General features: G+C 75.0%; 21 protein-coding genes. 8 read left to right on the top strand and 13 right to left on the bottom strand.

Annotated features, from left to right (window positions below):
* Positions 1-15: 15 nt before the first annotated feature.
* Positions 16-519: an ATP-binding protein gene (locus QWJ13_RS31025; protein ID WP_316528698.1), complete on the bottom strand. Its 504-nt coding sequence runs from the start codon at positions 517-519 to the stop codon at positions 16-18.
* A gap of 11 nt (positions 520-530) precedes the next feature.
* Positions 531-947: an STAS domain-containing protein gene (locus QWJ13_RS31030; RefSeq protein ID WP_316528700.1), complete on the bottom strand. Its 417-nt coding sequence runs from the start codon at positions 945-947 to the stop codon at positions 531-533.
* Positions 948-1,240: 293 nt separating this feature from the next.
* On the opposite strand from QWJ13_RS31030, the gene QWJ13_RS31035 reads away from it, so the two are divergent.
* The 3 genes from QWJ13_RS31035 to QWJ13_RS31045 all read left to right on the top strand — a co-directional run bounded on the left by QWJ13_RS31035 (position 1,241) and on the right by QWJ13_RS31045 (position 3,748).
* Positions 1,241-1,879 (top strand): phosphoribosyltransferase, encoded by a 639-nt coding sequence (locus tag QWJ13_RS31035; protein ID WP_316528702.1) that lies wholly within the window; start codon positions 1,241-1,243, stop codon positions 1,877-1,879.
* Positions 1,880-1,928: 49 nt separating this feature from the next.
* Positions 1,929-2,486, top strand: a complete 558-nt coding sequence (locus QWJ13_RS31040; protein WP_316528703.1) for a GNAT family N-acetyltransferase — start codon at positions 1,929-1,931, stop codon at positions 2,484-2,486.
* Between the two features lie 374 nt (positions 2,487-2,860).
* Complete coding sequence (locus QWJ13_RS31045) at positions 2,861-3,748, top strand: S1 family peptidase (RefSeq protein WP_316528704.1); 888 nt, start codon at positions 2,861-2,863, stop codon at positions 3,746-3,748.
* A 59-nt stretch (positions 3,749-3,807) separates the two neighbouring features.
* On the opposite strand, the gene QWJ13_RS31050 is transcribed toward QWJ13_RS31045, so the two are convergent.
* On the bottom strand, positions 3,808-7,011 hold the full coding sequence (locus QWJ13_RS31050; RefSeq protein WP_316528706.1) for a bifunctional cytochrome P450/NADPH--P450 reductase: 3,204 nt from the start codon (positions 7,009-7,011) through the stop codon (positions 3,808-3,810).
* Positions 7,012-7,178: 167 nt separating this feature from the next.
* On the opposite strand from QWJ13_RS31050, the gene QWJ13_RS31055 reads away from it, so the two are divergent.
* A complete protein-coding gene (locus QWJ13_RS31055) occupies positions 7,179-7,853 on the top strand; it encodes a helix-turn-helix transcriptional regulator (protein ID WP_316528708.1) in 675 nt (224 codons plus the stop codon).
* 24 nt (positions 7,854-7,877) lie between these two features.
* Here the strand turns inward: QWJ13_RS31055 and QWJ13_RS31060 are convergent, their stop codons facing one another.
* Positions 7,878-8,681 (bottom strand): SAM-dependent methyltransferase, encoded by an 804-nt coding sequence (locus QWJ13_RS31060; RefSeq protein ID WP_316528710.1) that lies wholly within the window; start codon positions 8,679-8,681, stop codon positions 7,878-7,880.
* Between the two features lie 153 nt (positions 8,682-8,834).
* Here QWJ13_RS31060 and QWJ13_RS31065 point away from each other — a divergent pair, with 153 nt between their 5' ends.
* Entirely contained in the window at positions 8,835-9,569 is a 735-nt protein-coding gene (locus QWJ13_RS31065; protein ID WP_316528712.1) for a hypothetical protein, read from the top strand.
* 1 nt (position 9,570) lies between these two features.
* On the opposite strand, the gene QWJ13_RS31070 is transcribed toward QWJ13_RS31065, so the two are convergent.
* Positions 9,571-10,395, bottom strand: coding sequence for a DUF4389 domain-containing protein (locus QWJ13_RS31070; protein ID WP_316528714.1), 825 nt, complete (start codon positions 10,393-10,395; stop codon positions 9,571-9,573).
* 182 nt (positions 10,396-10,577) lie between these two features.
* On the opposite strand from QWJ13_RS31070, the gene QWJ13_RS31075 reads away from it, so the two are divergent.
* From QWJ13_RS31075 to QWJ13_RS31085, 3 genes are all read left to right on the top strand, one after another.
* Complete coding sequence (locus tag QWJ13_RS31075; protein WP_316528716.1) at positions 10,578-10,805, top strand: DUF1918 domain-containing protein; 228 nt, start codon at positions 10,578-10,580, stop codon at positions 10,803-10,805.
* A 12-nt stretch (positions 10,806-10,817) separates the two neighbouring features.
* Positions 10,818-13,358 carry a cation-translocating P-type ATPase gene (locus tag QWJ13_RS31080; protein ID WP_316528717.1) on the top strand — a complete coding sequence of 847 codons (2,541 nt, stop codon included), beginning with the start codon at positions 10,818-10,820 and terminating at the stop codon, positions 13,356-13,358.
* A gap of 68 nt (positions 13,359-13,426) precedes the next feature.
* A complete protein-coding gene (locus QWJ13_RS31085) occupies positions 13,427-14,248 on the top strand; it encodes an ATP-grasp domain-containing protein (RefSeq protein ID WP_316528719.1) in 822 nt (273 codons plus the stop codon).
* A gap of 59 nt (positions 14,249-14,307) precedes the next feature.
* Here the strand turns inward: QWJ13_RS31085 and hypE are convergent, their stop codons facing one another.
* The 8 genes from hypE to QWJ13_RS31120 form a co-directional block, all read right to left on the bottom strand.
* Positions 14,308-15,384, bottom strand: coding sequence for a hydrogenase expression/formation protein HypE (gene hypE / locus QWJ13_RS31090; protein WP_316528722.1), 1,077 nt, complete (start codon positions 15,382-15,384; stop codon positions 14,308-14,310).
* A complete protein-coding gene (gene hypD / locus QWJ13_RS31095) occupies positions 15,377-16,528 on the bottom strand; it encodes a hydrogenase formation protein HypD (RefSeq protein ID WP_316528724.1) in 1,152 nt (383 codons plus the stop codon). The genes hypE and hypD overlap by 8 nt, the downstream gene beginning before the upstream one ends.
* The gene (locus QWJ13_RS31100) at positions 16,525-16,857 is read right to left on the bottom strand and encodes a HypC/HybG/HupF family hydrogenase formation chaperone (RefSeq protein ID WP_316528726.1); all 333 of its coding nucleotides are present in this window, start codon (positions 16,855-16,857) and stop codon (positions 16,525-16,527) included. The genes hypD and QWJ13_RS31100 overlap by 4 nt, the downstream gene beginning before the upstream one ends.
* A gap of 6 nt (positions 16,858-16,863) precedes the next feature.
* Complete coding sequence (hypF, locus tag QWJ13_RS31105; protein ID WP_316528728.1) at positions 16,864-19,176, bottom strand: carbamoyltransferase HypF; 2,313 nt, start codon at positions 19,174-19,176, stop codon at positions 16,864-16,866.
* Positions 19,173-19,952 (bottom strand): hydrogenase nickel incorporation protein HypB, encoded by a 780-nt coding sequence (gene hypB / locus QWJ13_RS31110; protein ID WP_316528730.1) that lies wholly within the window; start codon positions 19,950-19,952, stop codon positions 19,173-19,175. The genes hypF and hypB overlap by 4 nt, the downstream gene beginning before the upstream one ends.
* A 75-nt stretch (positions 19,953-20,027) precedes the next feature.
* Positions 20,028-20,375, bottom strand: coding sequence for a hydrogenase maturation nickel metallochaperone HypA (gene hypA / locus QWJ13_RS31115; protein WP_316528732.1), 348 nt, complete (start codon positions 20,373-20,375; stop codon positions 20,028-20,030).
* Between the two features lie 116 nt (positions 20,376-20,491).
* Positions 20,492-20,596 (bottom strand): DUF6893 family small protein, encoded by a 105-nt coding sequence (locus QWJ13_RS34450; protein WP_432277633.1) that lies wholly within the window; start codon positions 20,594-20,596, stop codon positions 20,492-20,494.
* Positions 20,590-21,084: a hydrogenase maturation protease gene (locus QWJ13_RS31120; protein ID WP_316528896.1), complete on the bottom strand. Its 495-nt coding sequence runs from the start codon at positions 21,082-21,084 to the stop codon at positions 20,590-20,592. The genes QWJ13_RS34450 and QWJ13_RS31120 overlap by 7 nt, the downstream gene beginning before the upstream one ends.
* Positions 21,085-21,086 lie beyond the last annotated feature (2 nt).

Here is a 21,086-nt window from a genome sequence, read left to right on the forward strand (position 1 = left end):
GCTCACACCTCGCGGCTATCCGCTACGGCGCGCCGGAAACCCTCGCGGACGCCTCCCGGGCCGGCGCGGGAAGACGGGTGCCGGCGGGCGCGGCACCTCCAGCCACACCGACTTCCCGCCGTCTTCCGGCTGCGAGCCCCAGGCCCGGGCGAGCCGGTCCACCACCCGCAAACCGTGCCCGCCGGGCTGCCCCGCTCCGGCGAACGGGCGCAGCCGCGGCGGGACCGGGCTGTCGTCGGCGACCTCCACCCGCAGCCGGGCGCCGTTCCAGGACAGCCGCAGTTCGCGCGGGCCGCCGCGGGCGTGCAGACAGGCGTTGGTGACCAGCTCAGAGACCATCAGCAGGACGTCCTCGGCGGCGGCCCGCCCGTCGGCGTCGACGGCCGGCAGCCAGTGCCAGGACACCAGCGCCCGCCGGCTGAATTCGCGGCTGCGCTGCACCGCGCCGGTCCTGCCCTCCAGGGCCAGTCGTCTGGTCTGCTCCCGGCCTGGCGGCCCTCCGTTCGCGGGACGGTTCACGGCCGCCCTCCTCAGGCCCGCCCCGGGGGTGCGGCAGGGCTTCCGGGGCCGTCCTCGGAGGCCGCCAGCGCCGTCCGCAGGTCCGGATGGACGCGCAGCACGTCGTCGGCCCCGGTGATCGCGAACAGCCGCGCCACCAGCGGACGCGGACCGGCCAGCTCCAGGCACAGTCCGACCGCCTGCGCGTCCAGCCGGGCGCGCAGCAGGATGTTCAGCCCGGTGGAGTCGCAGAACCACAGGTCGGTGAGGTCGACCACGATCCGCTTGATGCCGTCCCGCGAGGGCGGCGGGGCGAGCGCGGCGCGCAGCCCGTCCGCGGTGTCGTGGTCCAGCTCCCCGGCCACGCTGACGACCCGTACCGGCCCGCGGTCGCCGACCGCGACGCGCAGGCCGCCGGGTTCACGGGATTCCTCGGATGGCCCTGGCATGGCTCGCTCCCGGTCCGGCCGGAACGCTGGGGCGCCGCCCCGACCATCATCGCGCGCACCGAACCCGATCGTCCGGACGGCCGTACCCGCGCGCGTTCCGGGTACGGGCGGGAGCACCGTCCGTCGGCCGACCATGCCCCGCGTCTGCCCGGGGCGGGCCCGGTCACACCTGCCGGACGGCCGACACTCCCGGCCTCCGGACGTTACGGCTCGCCCCGGCTGGGCAGCCGCCCAGTGCCGGTCCGAACGGTGACGGCGCCGTCCCGGCGGCTCCCAGGAGGAGGCCCACGGCCGTGAGGTTCATCGACCGCAGCACCGCGGGGCACCAGCTCGCCGCGCGGCTCGTCCCGCTGCTCCGCGACCGGGCGGGGGTGGTGGTCCTCGGTCTCGCCCCGGGCGGGCTGCCGGTGGCCGCCGAGGTCGCCGAGGTGCTGGGCGCGCCGCTGGACGCCGCGGTGGTCCGGCTGCTGGCCGTGTCGGGCCACGACCGGCCGGTCGGCGCGATCGCCGACGGCGACCCGCCGCTGGTCGACCGGTACACCCTGAAGAGTCTCGGCGTCACCGCGGCGGAGCTGGGCGCGAGCGTCAAGCGCGAGCGGGTCGAGGTCCACCGCCGCGAGGCGCTCTACCACCAGGACCGGGCCCGGCTCTCGCTGCGCGGACGTACCGCCGTCCTGGTCTGCGACGGCCTCATCGACGCCCTCACCACCCGGGCCGCCGTCCACGCCCTCGCCGCCGACCGGCCGGAGCTGCTGATCCTGGCCGCCCCGATCGGCGACGCCCGGATCGCGGCCGACCTGCGCCGGGACGTGGACGCCCTGGTCTGCCTCCACCTGCCCCGGTACGCCCACGCCGCCGCCCCCTGGTACGACGAGTTCCACACGGTCACCGACCGCGAGGCGGCCGTCCTGCTCCACCGCCTCGCCCCATGATCGCCAAAATCCTTTGCCGGACGGACGGCACATCGACCATCCTCCGTGCATGAACCTTCCCCAGCACGTCATCGCCCTGGACGGACTGACCCTGCGCCGCTTCGACGCCGCGACGGACCTGCCCGAGTTCCTCGCCGTCATCGAGGACTCGCTGGAGCACCTGCGGCCGTGGATGCCCTGGGCGGCCGACCACAGCGCCACCCGGACTGCCGCGTTCCTCGCCGAGCGTCCGGGACTCTGGGCGAGCGGGCGGGACTTCACGTACGCGATCACCCAGGACGGCGCGATCGTCGGCGCCTGCGGGCTGTTCCGGCGCGAGGACACCCCGGACGACGTCCGGGAGATCGGCTACTGGCTGCACCCCGCCGCCACCGGGCGCGGGCTGGCCACCCGGGCCGCGCGGGCCCTGGCCGCCGAGGCCTTCCGGCTGCCAGGGGTGGCCTGCGTGGAGATCGTGCACGACCCGGCCAACCTGGCCAGCGGCGCCGTCCCGGCCCGGCTCGGCTTCACCGAGCACGTGCGCCGCCCCGCCGAGGCGCTCGCCCCGGCCGAGACCGGCGAGGAGCTGGTCTGGCGGCTGACCAGGGCCCAGGCCTCGGCTTCGTGACTCCGACCGCCCGATCGCCTTTGCCTAAATACTATTTGACGCTTCATCACTTCATCTAAGGGGCCCGCCGCGACAGTCGCGCACCCTCGGGACGCTCCGCGCGCCCCCGCCGCACGCCCCGCACCGCGGCCTTCCGCACGACCCGTGACCTCCGAACGGCGGACCCGTGGACTCCTCCAGCCGTTCCACGGGTTCGCCGACACCCCGTCAGGAGCTTGTACCGAAAGGTCCGTTTCCCCATACTTCCGGACAGCGCCTGTCAGGAGCAGATCACCCGCCGCGCTTCCGGAGAGCACCGGTCGATGTCCGCCCACCGCCTGACCGCGCTTCACGGCCCCGACCCCCTCAGGGCCGCTCACCCCAGGAGGAGATCGGTGAGGACCACGCGCAGGACTCCCCGCACCACACGCCGCTTCCGCCTGCTCGCCGCGACCCTCGGCCTGCTGACCGCCACCGCGGTCGCCACGCCGGGCGCCGCCGCCGCTCCCACCCGCGGCACCCGGGCGGAGCAGCTCTCGGCGGTCAGCACGGCCATCCTGAACGCCGCCGTCGACGGCACCGCCTGGTACGTCGACGAGACCGCCGGACAGGTCGTGGTGACCGCCGACAGCACCGTGTCCAAGCTCTCGCTCGCCAGGCTGATGAGCGCCGTCGGATCCGACGCGTCGTCCGTGGCCATCCGCCGGGTCCCCGGCAGGTTCACCCCGCTGGTCGCCGCCGGGGACGCCATCTACGGCGGCCAGTACCGCTGCTCGCTCGGCTTCAACGTGGTCAGCGGCAGCACCTACTACTTCCTCACCGCCGGGCACTGCGGCAACGTCGCCCCCGACTGGTACACCGACGTCGCGCACAGCAACCGGATCGGGCCGACCGTCAGCTCCACCTTCCCCGGCAACGACTTCGCCCTGATCCGCTACGACAACTCCGCGCTCAGCCACCCCGGCGGCTTCACCTCCGCCCCGGACGCCTACATCGGCGAGTCGGTCCAGCGCACCGGGTCGACCACCGGCACCCACGGCGGCACCGTCACCGGCCTCAACGCCACCGTGCGCTACACCGACGGCGGCATCGTCTACGGCCTGATCCAGACCGACGTCTGCGCCGAGCCCGGCGACTCCGGCGGCCCGCTGTTCGACGGCAGCCTGGCGCTCGGCCTCACCTCGGGCGGCAGCGGCGACTGCACCTCGGGCGGGACGACCTTCTACCAGCCGGTGAACAAGGCGATCTCCGCGCTCCCCCTGTACAACGTCAGCGTGTACTGACCGTACCGCCGCAGGCCCGCCGCACCGGGCGGCGGGCCTGCGGCCGCGTCCGGGGGCGGTCAGCCCGCGTACACGTCCTCGACGTACCGCCCGGCCTCGACCAGCCCCTGGAGCCAGTCCCGCGCCTGCCGCTCGTCGGCTCCCGGGGTGCGCTCCCGGTACAGCTCCAGGAAGGCCGCCCGGACGCCCGGCGCCATCCGGGCCCCGTCGCCGCACACGTACACCTCGGCTCCGGCCCGGAGCAGCTCCCACAGTTCGGCCGCCTCGGCCGCGATCCGGTCCTGCACGAAGCGCCGACCGTGCTGCGGCCGCTCGCTGAAGACGGGCCGCAACGAGACCGCGCCGGCCTGCTCGGCCGCCTCCAGCTCCTCCCGGTGCAGGTAGTCCGCCGCCTCGTCGTCACAGCCGAAGTACAGCAGCGCGGGGGCGAGTTCGGCCCCCTCGGCGAGCAGCGCGCGGCGGTCGGCGACGGCGCCCCGGAACGGCGCCAGGCCGGTACCGGCCGCGATCATCACCACCGGGGTGCGGTGCCCGATCCGGAACGCCTCCCGGCACGGCCGCACCCGGGCCAGCACGGTGTCACCGACGGCCACCCGGTCGAGGTGGCCGGAGCCGGTGCCCCGGAAGGTACCCCGGCCCGAGCGGGCCGGCCCGCTGAGCACCGAGACCATCAGGTCCACCTCTCCCGGGCGGTCGGCGGGCGAGGAGGAGATCGAGTAGTGCCGCGGCCGGATCGGCGGCAGCAGCTCCAGCAGCACCGGCCAGGTCAGCTGCTCCCGCAGCGCCGGATGGTCCTCGATCAGGTCCAGCAGGGTGCGCGGGTCGTCCTCGGGCAGCGCCCGCAGCGCGGCCCGCTCGGGCGGGCAGGGGTTGAGCGCGGCCAGCGCGGCACGCTGCCCGGCGCTCGGCCGGTCCTGCAACTCCACGTGGTGGGTGAGTAGTTCGCGCACCGTCAGCGGGCGGTCGACGGCCGGTTCGGTGCGCCGGGGCGCCACGATGCCCAGCACCGTCTCCAGGTCCGCGCCGACCAGCTTGGCGGCGCGCTCGACCAGCAGCGGGTCGTTGGCCGGCAGCACGGTGAGGTGGTCGGCGGTCCGATAGCCGACGCCCTCCGGCAGCGCGAGGCGCACCAGCCGCTTGACCCGGTGGTAGCCGGGGTCGGTCAGGCTGCCGACGGCGGTGACGGTCAGCTCCGCCATGTCGTGCCGGGCGGCCAGCGCGGCCAGCGGGCCGCCGGTCACCTCGGTCACCGTGTAGCCGACCGCCGGCCGCGGCTCGGCGGGGGCGTCGGCGTCCCCGTACCGGGCCAGCAGGGCATCGCGCAGCGCCTCGGTGAACTGCCGTACGGTGCCGTCCAGGTCGCCGGAGGCGTCGGCCTCGGCACGGGCCAGCAGCCGGGTGCCGCCGAGTTCCGCGAGCCGGTCGTCGATCAGGGCCGGGATGCGCTGGTAGGTGGCGGCGTAGGTGCGGTCGCCGATGCCGAGCACCGCGTACTCCACCCCGGCCGCCCGCGGTTCCTCGCCCTCCTGGAGCCGGCGGACGAAGACGGCCGCGTCGTCGGTGGGCTGCCCGTTGTACGAGGCGGCGGTGATCACCACCGGCCGGTCGGTGGGCAGCCCGTCCGCGTAGGCGTCCAGCGGGGCGGTCTCGGTCTCGCAGCCGAGCTCGGCGGCGACCTCGGCGAGCTGCCGGCCGAACTCCCGGCAGGCGCCGTAGTTCGAGCCGTGCAGGAGCAGCAGCCCGGTCCCCCGGCGCACCCGGCCGGGGCGCTCGGCGGCGGCGACGGTGCCGGTGCCGGTGTCGGTGCCGGTGTCGGTGCCGGTGTCGGTGCCGGTGTCGGCCACAGCCGTCGGCGCGGCCGCGGCCATCGGGTCGGGCTCGCGCCGGGCCAGGGTGAGGGTGAACCCGTCGGGCTTGATGGTGAGCGTGTGCTTGATGGTCAGCCGGTAGTCGGCGTGGTCGATCAGCCGGTAGCGGTGGACCAGCATGCCCAGCAGCATGGTCGCCTCGTGCAGCGCGAACTGCCGCCCGATGCAGGCGCGTTCGCCGGTGCCGAAGGGCTTGAAGGCGTGCGGGGAGCGGGCCTGCTCGCACTCCGGGTCGAACCGGGACGGGTCGAACAGCTCCGGGTTGTCGCCCCACGCCGGGTCGCGGTGCAGCATCGGCGTGTGGACGAAGACCGTCTCTCCGGCGCGCAGCGGGATGCGGCCGCCGAGCAGGGTGTCCTCGCGCGCCTCCCGGCTGAACTGGGGCGCCGTCGGCCACAGCCGCAGCGCCTCGTTGAGCACCTGGCGGGTGTGCCGCAGCCGTCCGACGTCCTCGTAGGAGGGCTCGGGATCGGCCTGGTCGCCCCAGAGTTCGTCCACCTCGCGCCGCACCTGCCGCAGCACGACCGGGTTCTTGGCGAGGTAGTAGAGCGCGAAGGAGAGCGCGCCCGAGGTGGTCTCGTGGCCGGCGATCAGGAAGGTGATCACCTGGTTGCGGATGTTCTCGGCGTCCAGCCGGCTGCCGTCCGAGGGGCGCACCGCGCCGAGCATCAGGCCGAGCAGGTCCTCGGCCGGGCCCTGGACGCCCTCCCCGGCGCGGGCGGCGATCACCTCGTCCACCACGGTGGCCAGGTAGTCGGCGTCGGCCCGGAAGGCCTCGTCACGCTCGCGGTGGTCGGCCTCCGGGTCACTGGTGATCTTGAACATCGCCCAGTCCAGGCAGCGCACCATCGCCTCGACGAACGGGTGCAGTTCGTCCCGCTCGAAGGAGTCGAAGTCGAAGCCGAAGCCGGCCAGTCCGATGGTGTCCAGCGTCATCCGGGTCATGTCGCCGGGCACGTCCACCGGCAGCCCGGCGGCCTGCCGCCGGTCCCACGATGCGATCAGCCGGCGGGCCACCCGCAGCATCACCGGGTGGTAGGTGCGCATCGAGCCGAGCGCGAAGGCGGGCATCAGGATGTCGTGCGCCCTGGCCCAGTTGGGCTCGTCATTGTAGGCGGTGAACAGGCCGTCACCGGCGAACCGGCGGACGTTCTCCAGGCCCGGGCCGATCGACTTGGTGAACCTGGTCTCGTCGGCCAGCTCCTCGACCAGGTCCAGTCCGCTGACGATCAGGGCGTCCTGGCCGTGCAGCCGCTGGATGAAGGCGGGGCCGTGCTCTCTGACCAGTCCCATGGTCCGCAGCATCGGGACGGCGGCCGGCGGCAACGACGAGATGTCCACCAGGGGGACGCCCCGGCTCTCACCCTCGGTCGCACTCTCCACGGTCTCGGTCATCAGGGTCCCTCCCACAGCTGGAAAACTCGGCTGCTTCCACTCTGCGCCCACCGGGCGGGAGGTCGGGGGGTGGTCACTACATGATTGTGTAGTGCCCGAGATGCCCGCGGACTTGCCTACGATTCGTCAGCTCTGGTGCGCGCGGGCGCCACGAGGAGGGGAGACGGATGCGTACGACCGAGGGGTGCGGGCCCGTACCGGGCAGCCGGCCGGACGCCGCGGTGATCTGGCGCAACCGGGCGCTGCGGCTGATGGACCATGTGCCGCTGCCCATCGCGGTGTGCCAGTTCGGCGGCCGCATCCTGATCGTCAACCGGGCGATGGCCGCCGAATTCGGCCTCCTGCCGGGGCAGTTGCGCAACCGCCGGATCCTGGAGTTCTTCACCCTCGGGGACAACACGACGCTCCAGACGCTCACCGAGGCCGTCCGGCTGCACCGCCGCTCGCAGTATCCGGCTCCGGTCTCCTGGACGCCGGTCGACGGCCGCGAGCGGCACGGCGAGATGACCGTCGCCCTGGTCAGCGACACCCCGGAGCAGACCCCGAGCCTGCTGCTCTCGCTGCGGGCCGCGGAGCCCCGGGGCGAGGCCCCGCCGCCCGCCCCACGGGCCGAGGTCAGCCCGGTCGAGGCCCGCATCCTGGCGGCGGCGGCCCGGGGTGACACCACCGCGCAGATCGCCCGGGAGATCGGTGTCACCACGGACGGGGTCAACTACCACCTGGCCAGGCTCACCCGCCGCTGGCGCGTGCCCAACCGCACCGCCCTGGTCGCCCGCGCCTACGCCACCGGCGTCCTGGCCCCGGACGCCTGGCCGCCGCGGCCGGCCCGCTCCTCCTCCTGACCGGAGCGGCGGACCGAAGGCACCTCAGGAGCGGACCGCCTCGATGAAGGCCGTCGTGGCGTCCGGCTCCGGGAGCCGGCGTCCGTAGGCCTCGGCGAGCCGGGCCAGGCTGGTGACCTCGGCGCTCCAGCCGTGCCGGTCGAGCCATCCGTCGGTGCCCGGGCCGAGCCCGCCGCGCCACAGCGCGATCAGCTCGGCGCGGGCCGGGTCGTCCGGCGTGCGGCTGACGTCCCGGCCCTGCTCCACCAGCAGTCGACTGCCCGGGGCGGCCAGGGCGGCCACCGCCGTGAGCAGGGCGGCCGCCTCCTCGGCGGTGAGGTAGACCAGCAGCCCCTCCGCCAGCCAGGCCGAGGGCCGCGCCGGGTCGAACCCGGCCTCGACCAGCCGGTCGGGCCAGCGCGGGTCCACCAGGTCGGCGGGCAGCGCGGTGCGCTCCACGCGCGGCACGGCGCCGAGCCCGTCCAGCACCTTCTCCTTGAACTCCAGGACCGGGCCCAGGTCGAGCTCGAACACCCGGGTGCCGGACGGCCAGTCCAGCCGGTAGGCGCGGGCGTCCAGGCCCGCCGCCAGCAGGACCACCTGGTCGGCACCGGCGGCGAGCAGCCGCTCGTCGTAGAAGCGGGTGCGCAGGATGCCGTGCGCGACCAGCGACTTGGCGAAGCCGGTGGCCGGGCCGGAGGGGGCCAGGGACAGCCCGGCAGCGGTGACGAACGCGGCGGCGTACGGGTCGAAGAACAGCGGATCGGGGCGGGAGCTCTCGAAGGCCCGCACCCGGGCGACGGACAGGGCGGTGCGGGAGACGGGGCTGAGCGGTTCCGAGGTCGTCATACCTGGCAATCTACGGGGTGCGCCTCCCCGTAGAGTTCCACAAGTCGGTTACAAGCTGCTCCAGTTGTTCCCCTCACCGGCCGATCCCTGCCATGCTCCGGGCTGAGTGCCCGGCAATCGCACCCGGGCCCGGCCGGAGGGAGTGCCCTGCCGATGAGTGAACCGTCCGATGCCCCGGGCCCGACGGACGCGGTACCCGCCGACGCGACCGCCCCGCGCGGCCGCCTTCGATCCGCCCTCGCCGCCGGCCTCCCGGCCGTGCTGGTCCTCGTCCAGATCGTGGTCGTGGCGGCCGGCCTGTCCCTGGTCGCCCTCGGCTTCTCCAGGTACCTCGACGCCTACGACGCGTCGATCGCCTACCGCGGCGCGCCGGCCTGCGGCGTCTCCGTCACCACGGACTGCACCAGGCAGGAGACCGCCAAGGTCACGAAGATGGAGGCCCAGCGGGACGCCGACTCCCCCACCTACGAACTGACCGTCTCCCGCGAGACGGCGGCCCCCGCCAAGTACTCCGTCACCGAGGGCCTCTACGACAGCGTGGGGATCGGCACCGACATCGACCTGAAGTTCTGGAACGGCCATCTGGTCGAGCTCTCACACCAGGGCCACCGCTCCGACGTCCTGAGTTTCCCCTGGCTCACCGCCCTCGGACTGGGCTGCCTGGTCGGCGCGGGAACCACGCTCGGCCTCTACGGCGCGTTCGGACGCCGGATCGCCCACTGGGCGATCCCGCTCGCCGCCTTCCCGGTCCTCGCCGTCCTCACCCTGCTGGGAAGTGTCGTCCTGCTCGCCACCCGGTGGCCCCTCGTCCTCGTCGTCGCCTTCCCGACCCTCGTCTGGCTGATCGCGACCGTCATCGCCGCCGGGTTCGTCTGGGACGAGATCTGACCTACCCACCGGGGCCCGGCACCAGGGGTGCGATGACCTTCTCGGTCGGGTTTCCGGGGTCGTCCTCGTAGTGGTAGCGGTACTGGCCCTCGTCCGTCAACGTGCCGACGATCGAGCTCGTCGTGCTGGTGACCAGGCCGAGGAGCAGGAGGGCGATGACCAGGCCGCGCCCGGCGCCGCTGAGCACCAGCGGGCGGGTGGCCGACACCCGGCCCTCGGGCTCGCTGCCCGGCTCGTCGCCGAACAGCCGCTTGGGGTAGGCGGAGGTGAGCATCCCCAGGTAGGCGTAGTAGCGCATCCGATAGCGCACGATCGCCGCCGTCGCCTCGAACAGCGCCTGCGGCATCCGGCCGAGGATCAGCACCACCAGCCAGATCACGAACGACGCCACCCACCACCCCCCGTACACCAGTCCCTGCACGATCGACGCCGGGATGACCAGGATGATGCGGAACAGCACGGCGAGCCGGTTCAGCTCGCCGGGCCGCAGCCCGACCTGTACCGGGTACTCGGGGGCCTCGAACCGGAACGGCGGGTAGCGGTCCACGGTGAGCATCAGGTACGCGGTCACCCTGGTGTCGTACGGGAGGAACGCGCTCAGGTAGTCCGCCGCGAAGCCGGGCAGCCGGCCCAGCACCAGCGCGCCGAACCAGCCGATGACGGTGACGACGACCGCCACCATCGTCAGCACCCAGACCACCACGAACTGGGGGATCAGCAGCAGCATCCGCAGCAGCACCGTCCACCGCCGCTGCGGGCCGGGCGCCGGCACGTCCAGCGCCGGGAGCCACTCACGGCTGACGGGAGTGGGGGGAGCCTGCCACATCCGGGCCTCCACGGTCTCGGGACGGGCCCTGACCATCGGGCACCGCCGGGTGCCCTCCGAAGATGGCAGCACCCCGCCCGCCGCGCGCGCCGCACTGCGCCGGACGGGTGAGCCCCCTGCCGGAGTCCGCGTTCGGTGGTGCGATGGAACCACCGAGCACCGCACCGAGCCGGGAGGGCCGCATGAAAGCCGCCGTGGGAGACCGCATCACCGTCGAGGGCACCCGGCCGGGCGCGGCCCGCAGGGAGGGCGAGATCGTCCGGCTGCACCACCCGGACGGCAGTCCGCCGTACGACGTCCGCTGGGCCGACGACGACCGGGTGACCGAGTACGTCCCGGGGCCGGACGCCCGGATCCATCCCGCGACCGCGCGGACCGTCCCGCCCCACCCCCACCTGTTCGCCGACTGACCGGCCGCCGCCGTGACCCGCCCGGCCGATGCCCCCGCCCGTGGGCTGACCAGCACCGAGGCCGCCCGGCTGCTCGCCGCGCACGGCCGCAACGAGGTCGCCGCCGACCGCCGGGTGCCGCTGTGGGCCCGGGTGGCCGCCCAGCTGCGCGACCCCCTGATCACCGTGCTGATCGCGGCCGTCGCGCTCACCCTGGCCATCGGCGACCACCCGGACGCGGTGGTCATCGCCCTGGTGATCGTGGTCAACACCGCCGTCGGCGTGGTCCAGGAGATCCGGGCGGAGAGCGCCGTCTCGGCCCTGTCCCGGCTCTCCGCCCCCGCGGCCAGGGCGGTGCGGGACGGGGAGCCGCGCAAGGTCCCCTCGGCCGAGGTCGTCCCGGGCGACGTGGTGGCGCTCGCCGAGGGCGACATCGTGCCGGCCGACGCCCGGCTCCTGGAGGCCGCCGCCCTGCTGCTCGACGAGTCGATGCTGACCGGCGAGTCCCTGCCGGTGGCCAAGGAGGCCGAGGACGGCGAGCTGTGGGCGGGCACCGTCGTCCTGCGCGGCCGGGCGCTGGCCGAGGTCACCGCCACCGGCACGGACAGCGCCCTCGGCAGGATCGCCGCGCTGCTGCGCCCCCGGCCCGAGCCCACCCCGCTCCAGCGGCGGCTGGCCGGGCTCGGCCGGGTGCTGGCGGCGGTGGCCGTCGGGCTGTGCGTCCTGGTCTTCCTCCTCGGGCTGCTCCGGCACCAGCCGCCCGGCGAGATGGCCGTCACCGCGATCAGCCTCGCGGTCGCCGCCGTACCGGAGTCGCTGCCCGCCGTCGTCACTCTCGCGCTCGCCCTGGGCGCCCGCCGGATGGCCGCCCGCCGCGCCGTCGTGCGGCGGCTGCCCGCCGTGGAGACGCTCGGCTCGGTCACCGTGCTGGCCACCGACAAGACCGGCACCCTCACCGAGGGCCGGATGGTGGTCGAGCGCCTCTGGACGCCGCACTCCACGGCGACCGTGACCGGCCTCGGCTACGGGCCCGCGGGCGAGGTCCGACGCGACGGGCCCGCCGCCGACGAACCCGACGGGACGGGGCCGCTGCTCACCGCCGCCGTGCTGTGCAACGACGCCGCGCTGCGCCCGCCGGCCGACGGGGAGGCCGACTGGCGGGCCCTCGGCGACCCCACCGAGGCCGCCCTGCTGACCGCCGCAGGCAAGGCCGGGCTGGACCACGAACAGCTGCGCAAGGCCCTCCCCCGGGTCGCCGAGACGCCGTTCGACAGCACCCGCAAGCGGATGAGCACCATCCACCGCAGGCCCGACGGCACCGTGCTGGTCTGCCTCAAGGGCGCCCCGGAGGCCGTCCTGATCCCCACCGTCCTCGCCGAGCCGCCGGAGCTGCTGGAGCGGGCCCGGAGCGCGGCCGCCGAGCTCGCCTCCGACGGCTTCCGGGTGCTCGCCGTGGCCGGTCGGGATGTCGGCCACGTCCCCGACCCGCCGCAGGCCGCCGAGCACGGGCTGCGCCTGCTCGGCCTCACCGCGATGGCCGACCCGCCCAAGCCCGCCGCGGCCGCCACCCTGGCCGCCTGCCGCCGGGCCGGCATCCTGCCCGTGCTGGTCACCGGCGACCACCCGGCCACCGCCCGCGCCCTGGCCGTACGGATCGGGCTGCTGGACGCCTCCGCCGGGCCCGAGGCGGTGGCCACCGGGCGGGACCTCGCCACCGGCGCCGTCACCGACCCGACCGGCGCCCGGGTGTTCGCCCGCACCGACCCCCGGCAGAAGGTCGACATCGTCCAGGCCTGGCGCGCCCGGGGCGCCGTCACCGCGATGACCGGCGACGGCGTCAACGACGGCCCGGCCCTGCGGCGGGCCGACATCGGCGTGGCCATGGGCCGGCGCGGCACCGAGGTCGCCCGCCAGGCCGCCGACCTGGTCCTCGCCGACGACGAACTCGCCACCGTGGTCGGCGCGGTGGAGGAGGGACGCCGGGTGTACGACAACATCCGGCGCTTCCTGGTCTTCGGCCTGGCCGGCGGCGCGGCCGAGATCCTGGTGATGCTGGCCGGCCCGCTGTTCGGCCTCGCGCTGCCCCTGCGCGCGGGCCAGATCCTCTGGATCAACCTGCTCACCCACGGCCTCACCGGCGTGGCCATGGGCGCGGAGCCGGTCTCCCCCGGCGCGATGGACCGGCCACCGCGCCCGCCCGACCAGCACGTCCTCGGCTCCGGAGTCTGGCAGCGGGTGGTGCTGCTCGGCCTGGTCCTCACGGCCGCCTCCCTCGCCGCCGCGCTCTGGGCCCGCGGCGGCGACCGCCCCTGGCAGACCGTCCTGTTCCTCGCCCTGCTGGTCGGCCAGCTCGGCACCGTCCTGGGGCTGCGCGAACGGCTGCTGACCGGCGCCAACCCCTTCCTCCCGCTGGCCGTCCTCGCCTCCGCCGCGCTCGCGGCGGCCGCCCTCTACCTGCCCTTCCTGCGCGATCTGCTCGACACCGAACCGCTCGCCTGGGCCGACCTCGCCGCCCCCGCGGCCGCCGGGGTGATCGGCTTCGCGGCGGCCCGGCTGCGCCGGTACGCCGCCTGACGCGGCGACCGGCGCCGCCGCGACGGCCGGTAGATTCGGCTCCCCCACCACCGACCGAGGGAGCGCCCGTGCCCGAGCGGCCCAGCCTGCTGTACGTGACCGACCTGGCCTACCCCGCCCGCGGGCGCCGCTACGGCGACGAGGACGTCGTGCTCACCTCCCGGCTGCGGGAGTGGTTCGACCTGGCCCTGTGCCACCCGCTGGACGCCCGCGCCCTGATGGGCCGCTTCGACGGGGTCGTCATACGCAACAGCGGACCGGTGCTGCACTATCGGGAGGAGTACGCCCGCTTCCGTGCCCAGGCCCTCGCCGACGGCGTCAAGGTCTACAACCCGCTGACCGGGCGGGCCGACATGGCGGGGAAGCGGTACCTGCTGGACCTGACCGAGGCGGGCCACCCGGTCATCCCCACCGTCGACCGGCCGCAGGACCTCCACCGGCTGCCCGCCGCCGACCGGTACGCCGTCAAGCCCCAGGAGGGCGCCGACAGCATAGGCCTGCGCTTCCTCACCCGCGCGGAGCTGGACGGCCTGGACTGGGAAGGGGTGCTGGTCCAGCCGCGGATCGACTTCCGGTACGAGGTCTCGTTCTACTTCGTCGACGACGCCTTCCAGTACGCCCTCCACGCGCCCGACCCGGCCCGGCGCTGGGTGCTGGAGCCGTACCGGCCCAGCGCCGCCGACCTGGAGTTCGCGCGCGGCTTCGTCCGCTGGAACACCCTGGACCACGGCATCCAGCGGGTGGACGCCTGCCGGGCACCGGACGGGCGCCTGCTCCTGGTCGAGCTGGAGGACCTCAACCCCTACCTGTCGCTCGACCTGGTCGCCGAGGAGGTCCGGGAGGGCTTCGTCCGGGCCCTGGCGGACGCGCTGCACCGCTTCCTGGGCTGACGCCGGGTACGCCGCCGCCCCGGGAACCGTCTCCCGGGGCGGCGGCGGTCCACCCGGCGTCAGCAGATCCGCGGCAGCTGCTCGCCCATCGGCAGGTCGACCACCCGGGTGCCGCCGAACCCGGTCCGGGCGACGACCATCCCCGGGTGCTCCGCGACGCACTCGCCGATCACCACCGACTCCGCGCCGAGCGGGTGGGCGCGCATCGCGGCGAGCACCGAATCCGCCGATCCGCGCGGGACGAAGGCGACCAGCCGGCCCTCGTTGGCGATGTACATCGGATCCAGGCCCAGCACCGCGCACGCGTTGGCCACCGGCTCCGGGACGGGCACGGCGCGCTCGCTGAGCACCACGCCCACCCCGGCGGCCGTCGCGATCTCGTTGAGCGCCGCCGCCAGACCGCCCCGGGTGGGGTCGCGCAGCACGTGCAGGTCGGCGGTGGCCGCGAGCATCGCCTCGACCAGCCCGCCGAGCGCCGCGCTGTCGCTGCGCACCTCGACCCCGAACTCCAGGCCCTCCCGGACGCTCATGATCGCCACCCCGTGCAGCCCGATCGGCCCGCTGACGATCACCACGTCGCCGGGCACGGCCCGCTGCGGCCGGATGTCGACCCCGGCCGGAACGAGCCCGATGCCGGCGGTGTTCAGGTAGACGCCGTCCCCGTGCCCGGCCTCCACCACCTTGGTGTCCCCGGTGGCGACCTCGACCCCGGCGGTCCGGGCGGCGGCGCCGAGCGCCCGGGCCACCCGGTCCACCACCGCCATCTCCACCCCCTCCTCCAGGATGAAGCCGCAGGACAGGTAGGCCGCCCGGGCCCCGCTCATGGCGAGGTCGTTGACGGTGCCGTTGACCGCGAGGTCCCCGATGCAGCCGCCGGGGAAGAACAGCGGCCGCACCACGTAGGAGTCGGTGGAGAAGGCGAGCCGGGCGCCGCCCAGCTCCAGCACCGCGGAGTCGCCGAGCCCGGCGAGCACCCGGCCGCCGAAGGCCGGCGCGAAGAGGTTCTCCACCAGCTCGGCGGACATCGCCCCGCCGCCGCCGTGCCCCATCACCACCCGGGGGTGGTCGCGCAGCGGCAGCGGGCAGCTCCATCCGGAGAAGTCCGGCCGCTCGGTGAGCAGTTCGGTGTCAGCCAAGGCGACCCGCCTCCTGAGGCTCCTGTGACTCCGGGGTCCCGATGGTCACGCCCGGCACGCCCAGCCGCCGGTACAGGTAGTACGCGGCGCATGCCCCCTCGCTGGAGACCATCGTGGCGCCGAGCGGCGTGCGCGGGGTGCAGACGGTGCCGAAGGCCTCGCACTGGTGGGGCTTCAGCAGCCCCTGGAGCACCTCGCCGCTGCGGCACTCGGCGGGCTCCCGGGTGGTGATCCCGCCGACGTCGAAGCGGTGCTCGGCGTCGTGGTCCCGGTAGCGCGGCGAGAGCCGCCAGCCGCTCAGCGGGATCACCCCGATGCCCCGCCAGGCGCGGTCGGCCACCTCGAAGACGTCCTCCAGCATGGCCCGGGCCGCCGGGTTGCCCTCGGGGCACACGGCCCGCGGGTAGGCGTTCTCGACGCTGTGCTCGCCGCGCTCCAGCTGCCGGACGGTGCGCCGGATGCCCTCCAGGATGTCCAGCGGTTCGAAGCCGGTGACGACGATCGGCACCCGGTGGCGCTCCGCCAGCACCGGGTACTCGGCGGTGCCCATCACGCTGCACACGTGCCCGGCGGCGAGGAAGCCCTGGACCCGGCAGTCCGGCGAGTCCATGATCGCCTCGATCGCGGGGGGCACCCGGACGTGCGAGACCAGCATGCTGAAGTTGCGCAGCCCCTGCTTCCTGGCCAGGTGGACGGCCATCGCGTTCGGCGGGGCGGTGGTCTCGAAGCCGATGCCGAAGAAGACCACCTCCCGGTCCGGGTTCTCCCGGGCGATCCGCAGCGCGTCCAGCGGGGAGTACACCACCCGGACGTCCCCGCCCTCGCCGCGGACCCGGAACAGGTCCCGGTCGGTGCCGGGCACCCGCAGCATGTCCCCGAAGGAGCAGAAGATCACCCCCGGGCGGGCGGCGATCGCCAGCGCCCGGTCGATCACCTCCAGCGGGGTGACGCACACCGGGCAGCCCGGCCCGTGGATCAACTCGACGCCCTCCGGGAGGAGTTGGTCGATGGCGTGCCGGATGATGCTGTGCGTCTGGCCGCCGCACACCTCCATCAGCGCCCACGGCCGGGTGACCGTCGCCCTGATGTCGGCGAGCAGCCCCGCGGCCAGCTCGGGGTTGCGGAACTCCTCCAGGTACTTCACCGTGCGACCTCCTCAGCCGCTCCTGCCGAAGCCTCTCCCGCCGCAGCCTCTCCTGCCGGCCCGACCGCCCGAGCCGCTTCCCACGGGTCGCCGAACTCCTCCTGCAACAGCCCGAGTTCCTCGAAGAGCGCGAGGGTGCGCCGGGCCGACTCCTCGTCCAGGCGTTGCAGCGCGAAGCCCACATGGACGATCGCGTACTCCCCCACCGCCAGGTCGGGCAGGTACTCCAGGCACACGTCCTTGACCACGCCGCCGAAGTCCATCACCGCCATCCTGGTCCCGTCCCGCTCCCCGATCTCCGTCACCCTGCCGGGCACCGCCAGGCACATCCGCCCTCACTCCTCCCGGGTGGCCGACGACCGGGCGGCCACCATCAGCTGGCCGAGCGCCAGCCCTCCGTCATTGGGCGGCACCCGGCGGTGCCGCAGTACGGTGAAGCCGTCCTCCCCGAGGCCGCTCGCGCAGGCCGAGGAGAGCAACGCGTTGGCGAACACCCCGCCGCTGAGCGCCACCGTGCCGGTGCCGTACCGGCCCCGGGCGGCGGCGCAGATCCGCCGGACCAGCTCGGCCACGGCGGCGTGGAAGCGGGCCGCGACCAGCCCGGCGGGGGCGCCGGAGACCACCTCGGCCACCACGGCGGCCAACACCGGTGCGGGGTCGGCGATCCAGCCGTCCGAGCGCGTCGCGAGCCCGAACCGATAGCCCTCCGCCGGGCCGAACTCACAGGCGGCCGCCTCCAGTTCGATCGCCGCCTGGGCCTCGTACCCGGCCCGCTGGCAGATCCCGGCGAGCGAGGAGACCGCGTCGAACAGCCGCCCCATGCTGGAGGCGGGCACGCAGTGCAGCCCGCGCTCCAACTGGCGCTCCAGCAGCCGCAGTTCGTCCGACGAGCAGGCTTCGACCGACGGCAGTCCGGGTGTCCAGGGCAGCCCGGCGGCGCGCAGCTGGGCGAGCGCCGTGCGGTACGGGCGCTCGACGGCCGCGTCCCCGCCGGGCAGCGGGGCGTAGCCGAGGTGGGCGAGGCGGCGGAACCGGTCGTAGTCGGCCAGCAGCACCTCGCCGCCCCAGACGGCGCCGTCCTCGCCGTAGCCGGTGCCGTCGAAGGCGACCCCGAGCACCGGCCGGCTGCCGTCCAGGCCGTGTTCGGCCATCACCGCGGCGATGTGGGCGTGATGGTGCTGCACCCGGCGCACCGGCCGGCCGGCGGCGGTCCGCTCGGCGTGCCGCAGCGAGCGGTAGCCGGGGTGCCGGTCGGCGACGAGCAGTTCGGGCCGTACCCCGCTGACCGTGCCGAGCTGTTCCACGGCCCGGTCGAAGGCCCGCAGCGTGGCCAGGTCGTCCATGTCGCCGATGTGGCCGGACAGCCAGGCGTAGCCGTCCCGGGCCAGTGCGAAGGTGTTCTTCAGGTCGCCGCCGACCGCCAGCGTCGGGCGGACGGGCACCGGCAGCGGGAGCGGCAGCGGGGCGTAGCCGCGCGAGCGGCGCAGCGGCAGCAGCTCGCCGTCGACCACCCGCACCACCGAGTCCTCGCACGGCACGTGGATCGGCCGGTCATGGGTGAGCCAGCCGTCCACCAGCGGGGCGAGCCGCTCCAGCGCCTCCCGGTCCTCCGTGACGATCGGCTCGCCGGAGAGGTTGGCGCTGGTCATCACCAGCAGGTCCGGCCCGGGGGCGGCGAGCAGCAGGTGGTGCAGCGGGGTGTACGGGAGCATCACCCCGAGGTCGGGGCTGCCCGGGGCGACGGCCTCGGGCACCGGCAGGCCGGTGCGGCGCAGCAGCACGATCGGCCGGACCGGGCCGGTGAGCAGTTCCCGTTCGACCGGGCCGACCGGCAGCAGGGCCTCGACGGTGGCGAGGTCGCGGGCCATCAGGGCGAACGGCTTGGCGCCGCGCCGCTTGCGCCGGCGCAGCAGGGCGACGGCCGCGGTGTTTCGCGCGTCGCAGGCCAGGTGGTAGCCGCCGATGCCCTTGACGGCCAGGATCGCGCCGTCGGCCAGCATCCGCCGGGCCCCGGCGAGGGCGTCCTCGCCGGAGCGCGCGGGGCGTCCGGGCACGGTCAGCGCGAGCGCGGGCCCGCAGGCGTGGCAGGCGATGGGCTGGGCGTGGAAGCGGCGGTCGGCGGGGTCGGTGTACTCCCGCTCGCAGTCCGGGCACATCGGGAAGCCGGCCATGGTGGTGCCGGCCCGGTCGTACGGCAGGCCGGTCACGATGGTGTGCCGGGGGCCGCAGTTGGTGCAGCTGATGAACGGGTGCCGGTGGCGCCGGTCGGCCGGGTCGTCGAGTTCGGCCAGGCAGTCGGCGCAGGTCGCGGTGTCCGGCGGGATCAGGGTGGCGCGGGGGCCGTCGGCGCGGGAGGGGACGATCCGGAAGCCGGTGTCGCCGGTGACGGCGAGCGGGGTGTGCTCCACCGAGTGCACCTGGGCGAGCGGCGGTGCGTCGCCGGCCACCCGCCGGCAGAAGGCGTCCAGCGCGTCCCGGCCGCCCTCGATCTCGACCAGGACGCCCTCGCCGGTGTTGGTGACGCTGCCGGCCAGACCGAGCCGGCCGGCCAGACCGTGGACGAAGGGCCGGAAGCCGACCCCCTGGACCAGGCCCCGGACGGCGACCCGCCGCCGCTCGCGCTCGGCCTCCGGGTGAGCGGCCGTCACGCGCGCTCCCCCACGGCGGAGTGGCCGTGGGCGTCGTCGTGCGAGTGCCCGTGCCCGTGCTCGTCGTCGTCGTCGTGCGAGTGCGGCGCCGGCGCGGACATCACCGGCCGGTGCGGCTCGGCCCCGCCCAGTACGGCCAGTGCCCGGTCCAGCAGCGCTCCGACGCCGTCCCCGGTGCGGGCCGAGGTGGGCAGCACCTCCACCCCGGGGTTGACCCGCTGGACGTTGGCCAGGAACGCCGCTTCGTCGAACTCGGCCGCCGCGGCGAGGTCCGCCTTGGTCACCAGCACCAGGTTGGCGAGCCCGAACGCCGTCGGGTACTTGAGCGGCTTGTCCTCGCCCTCGGTCACCGAGGCCAGCACCACCCGCAGCGTCTCGCCGAGGTCGTAGGAGGCCGGGCAGACCAGGTTGCCGACGTTCTCCACGAACAGCAGCCGGCAGTCCGCCGGGAGCCAGCCGTCCAGGTGCCCGGCGAGCATCCGGGCCTCCAGGTGGCAGAGCCCATCGGTGAGCACCTGCTTCACCGGCGCGCCCGAACGGGCCAGGCGCCGCGCGTCGTTCTCGGTGGCGAGGTCGGCGGTCAGCGCGGCGACCGCCAGCCCGCGCCGCCGGGCCAGCCCCAACTCGGCCTCCAGCAGGGCGGTCTTGCCGCTGCCGGGGCTGGACAGCAGGTTCACCGCGACTGTCCCCCGCTCGGCCAGCGCCGCCCGCAGCCGGCGGGCGCTGTCGTCGTTGCGGGCGAGGACCGCCTGACGGAGGTCGACCGTATGGCACATTCGGCATCAGCCTTTCCGCGAGGGCTCTCAGAGCCCGTCTTGTCGATCATTCCCGGGTGCGCGACAAGACGCCCCCTAGGCCCACTGGACGTCGAGGATCTGCAACTCGCGCCCGGACAGCAGCTCCACGCCGCCACCGCCCGAGCAGGTGGGGCAGCCGAGGTCCGGCGGCATGCCGACCGCCCACTCGACCGCGCAGGGGGTGCAGCGGGCCCGGGCCGCGACGGCTTCGGTGTCCAGCACCGCGCCCGCCACCAGCGTTCCGGCGCAGGCCAGTTCGAAGCAGAAGTCGAGCGCCTCGGGCACCACACCGGCCAACTCGCCCACCCGCAGCCGGACCCGGGCCACTCCGGGAGCACCGTGTTCGCGCGCCGCCGCGTCCACCTGCTCGACGACGGCTTCGGCGATCGACATCTCGTGCATGGGTCCCTTCCCGGGGCGGGCGGCAACGGGCCCCATTACAGGGCGCGGTGGCGGCGACGGCCCGAAGCCGCGCCGCCACCGGGGGCGGGGCTGCACCGTTCGCAGCAATCCGCACCTCACATCCGGGAGATGTGCAGGTACCGCTTGATGTCCGGCAGGCTCTGCCAGACCGCCGCGCCGATCCCCGCCAGCAGGGCCGCGCAGAACAGTTTCCTCAGCATGGTGTTGTCTCCTTCTCCGGCTGCGCGGCCTCGTCCACGACCCGCAGGATCACTCGGACCGCCTCCTCCACGGCGGCGGTGACGGGCTCGCTGAGCCCGATGCCCTCCTCCAGCGAGGCCGGCTCGCAGCCGACCACCAGCACCCGGGCGGGCGGTTCGCCGCCGGTGCCGGCGGCGAGCGTGGCGAGCAGCGCCAGCACCGCGTCCGGCCCCATCCGGTGCCCGTCCAGCACGGGCACCTCCGACGGCGGTTCGTCGTCCGGCTCGATCAGGTAGACCGTGCCGGGCACACCGCCCCGGCGGGTGGCGTCCACCAGGACGGCGGTGCGGTAGCCGTCCAGCAGCCGGTAGGCCAGGTCCACCCCGCGCACGCCGACGTCGACCAGCTCGACGCCCTCCGGCAGCGGGTGGGCGGCGAGCCGGCGGACCGTCTCGACGCCGAAGCCGTCGTCGCCGAGGAAGATGTTGCCGACCCCGGCGACCAGCACCG

It is taken from the genome of Kitasatospora brasiliensis (genome assembly GCF_032654805.1).
Classification (GTDB): Bacteria; Actinomycetota; Actinomycetes; order Streptomycetales; family Streptomycetaceae; genus Kitasatospora; species Kitasatospora brasiliensis.

Excerpts from the sequence above, each read along its gene's own strand:
- QWJ13_RS31030 (WP_316528700.1), bottom strand. The coding sequence starts at position 947 with ATGCCAGGGCCATCCGAGGAATCCCGTGAACCCGGCGGCCTGCGCGTC.
- QWJ13_RS31040 (WP_316528703.1), top strand. The coding sequence starts at position 1,929 with ATGAACCTTCCCCAGCACGTCATCGCCCTGGACGGACTGACCCTGCGC.
- QWJ13_RS31050 (WP_316528706.1), bottom strand. The coding sequence starts at position 7,011 with ATGACCGAGACCGTGGAGAGTGCGACCGAGGGTGAGAGCCGGGGCGTC.
- QWJ13_RS31055 (WP_316528708.1), top strand. The coding sequence starts at position 7,179 with ATGCGTACGACCGAGGGGTGCGGGCCCGTACCGGGCAGCCGGCCGGAC.
- QWJ13_RS31060 (WP_316528710.1), bottom strand. The coding sequence starts at position 8,681 with ATGACGACCTCGGAACCGCTCAGCCCCGTCTCCCGCACCGCCCTGTCC.
- QWJ13_RS31065 (WP_316528712.1), top strand. The coding sequence starts at position 8,835 with ATGAGTGAACCGTCCGATGCCCCGGGCCCGACGGACGCGGTACCCGCC.
- QWJ13_RS31070 (WP_316528714.1), bottom strand. The coding sequence starts at position 10,395 with ATGTGGCAGGCTCCCCCCACTCCCGTCAGCCGTGAGTGGCTCCCGGCG.
- QWJ13_RS31075 (WP_316528716.1), top strand. The coding sequence starts at position 10,578 with ATGAAAGCCGCCGTGGGAGACCGCATCACCGTCGAGGGCACCCGGCCG.
- QWJ13_RS31100 (WP_316528726.1), bottom strand. The coding sequence starts at position 16,857 with ATGTGCCTGGCGGTGCCCGGCAGGGTGACGGAGATCGGGGAGCGGGAC.
- hypB (WP_316528730.1), bottom strand. The coding sequence starts at position 19,952 with ATGTGCCATACGGTCGACCTCCGTCAGGCGGTCCTCGCCCGCAACGAC.
- hypA (WP_316528732.1), bottom strand. The coding sequence starts at position 20,375 with ATGCACGAGATGTCGATCGCCGAAGCCGTCGTCGAGCAGGTGGACGCG.
- QWJ13_RS34450 (WP_432277633.1), bottom strand. The coding sequence starts at position 20,596 with ATGCTGAGGAAACTGTTCTGCGCGGCCCTGCTGGCGGGGATCGGCGCG.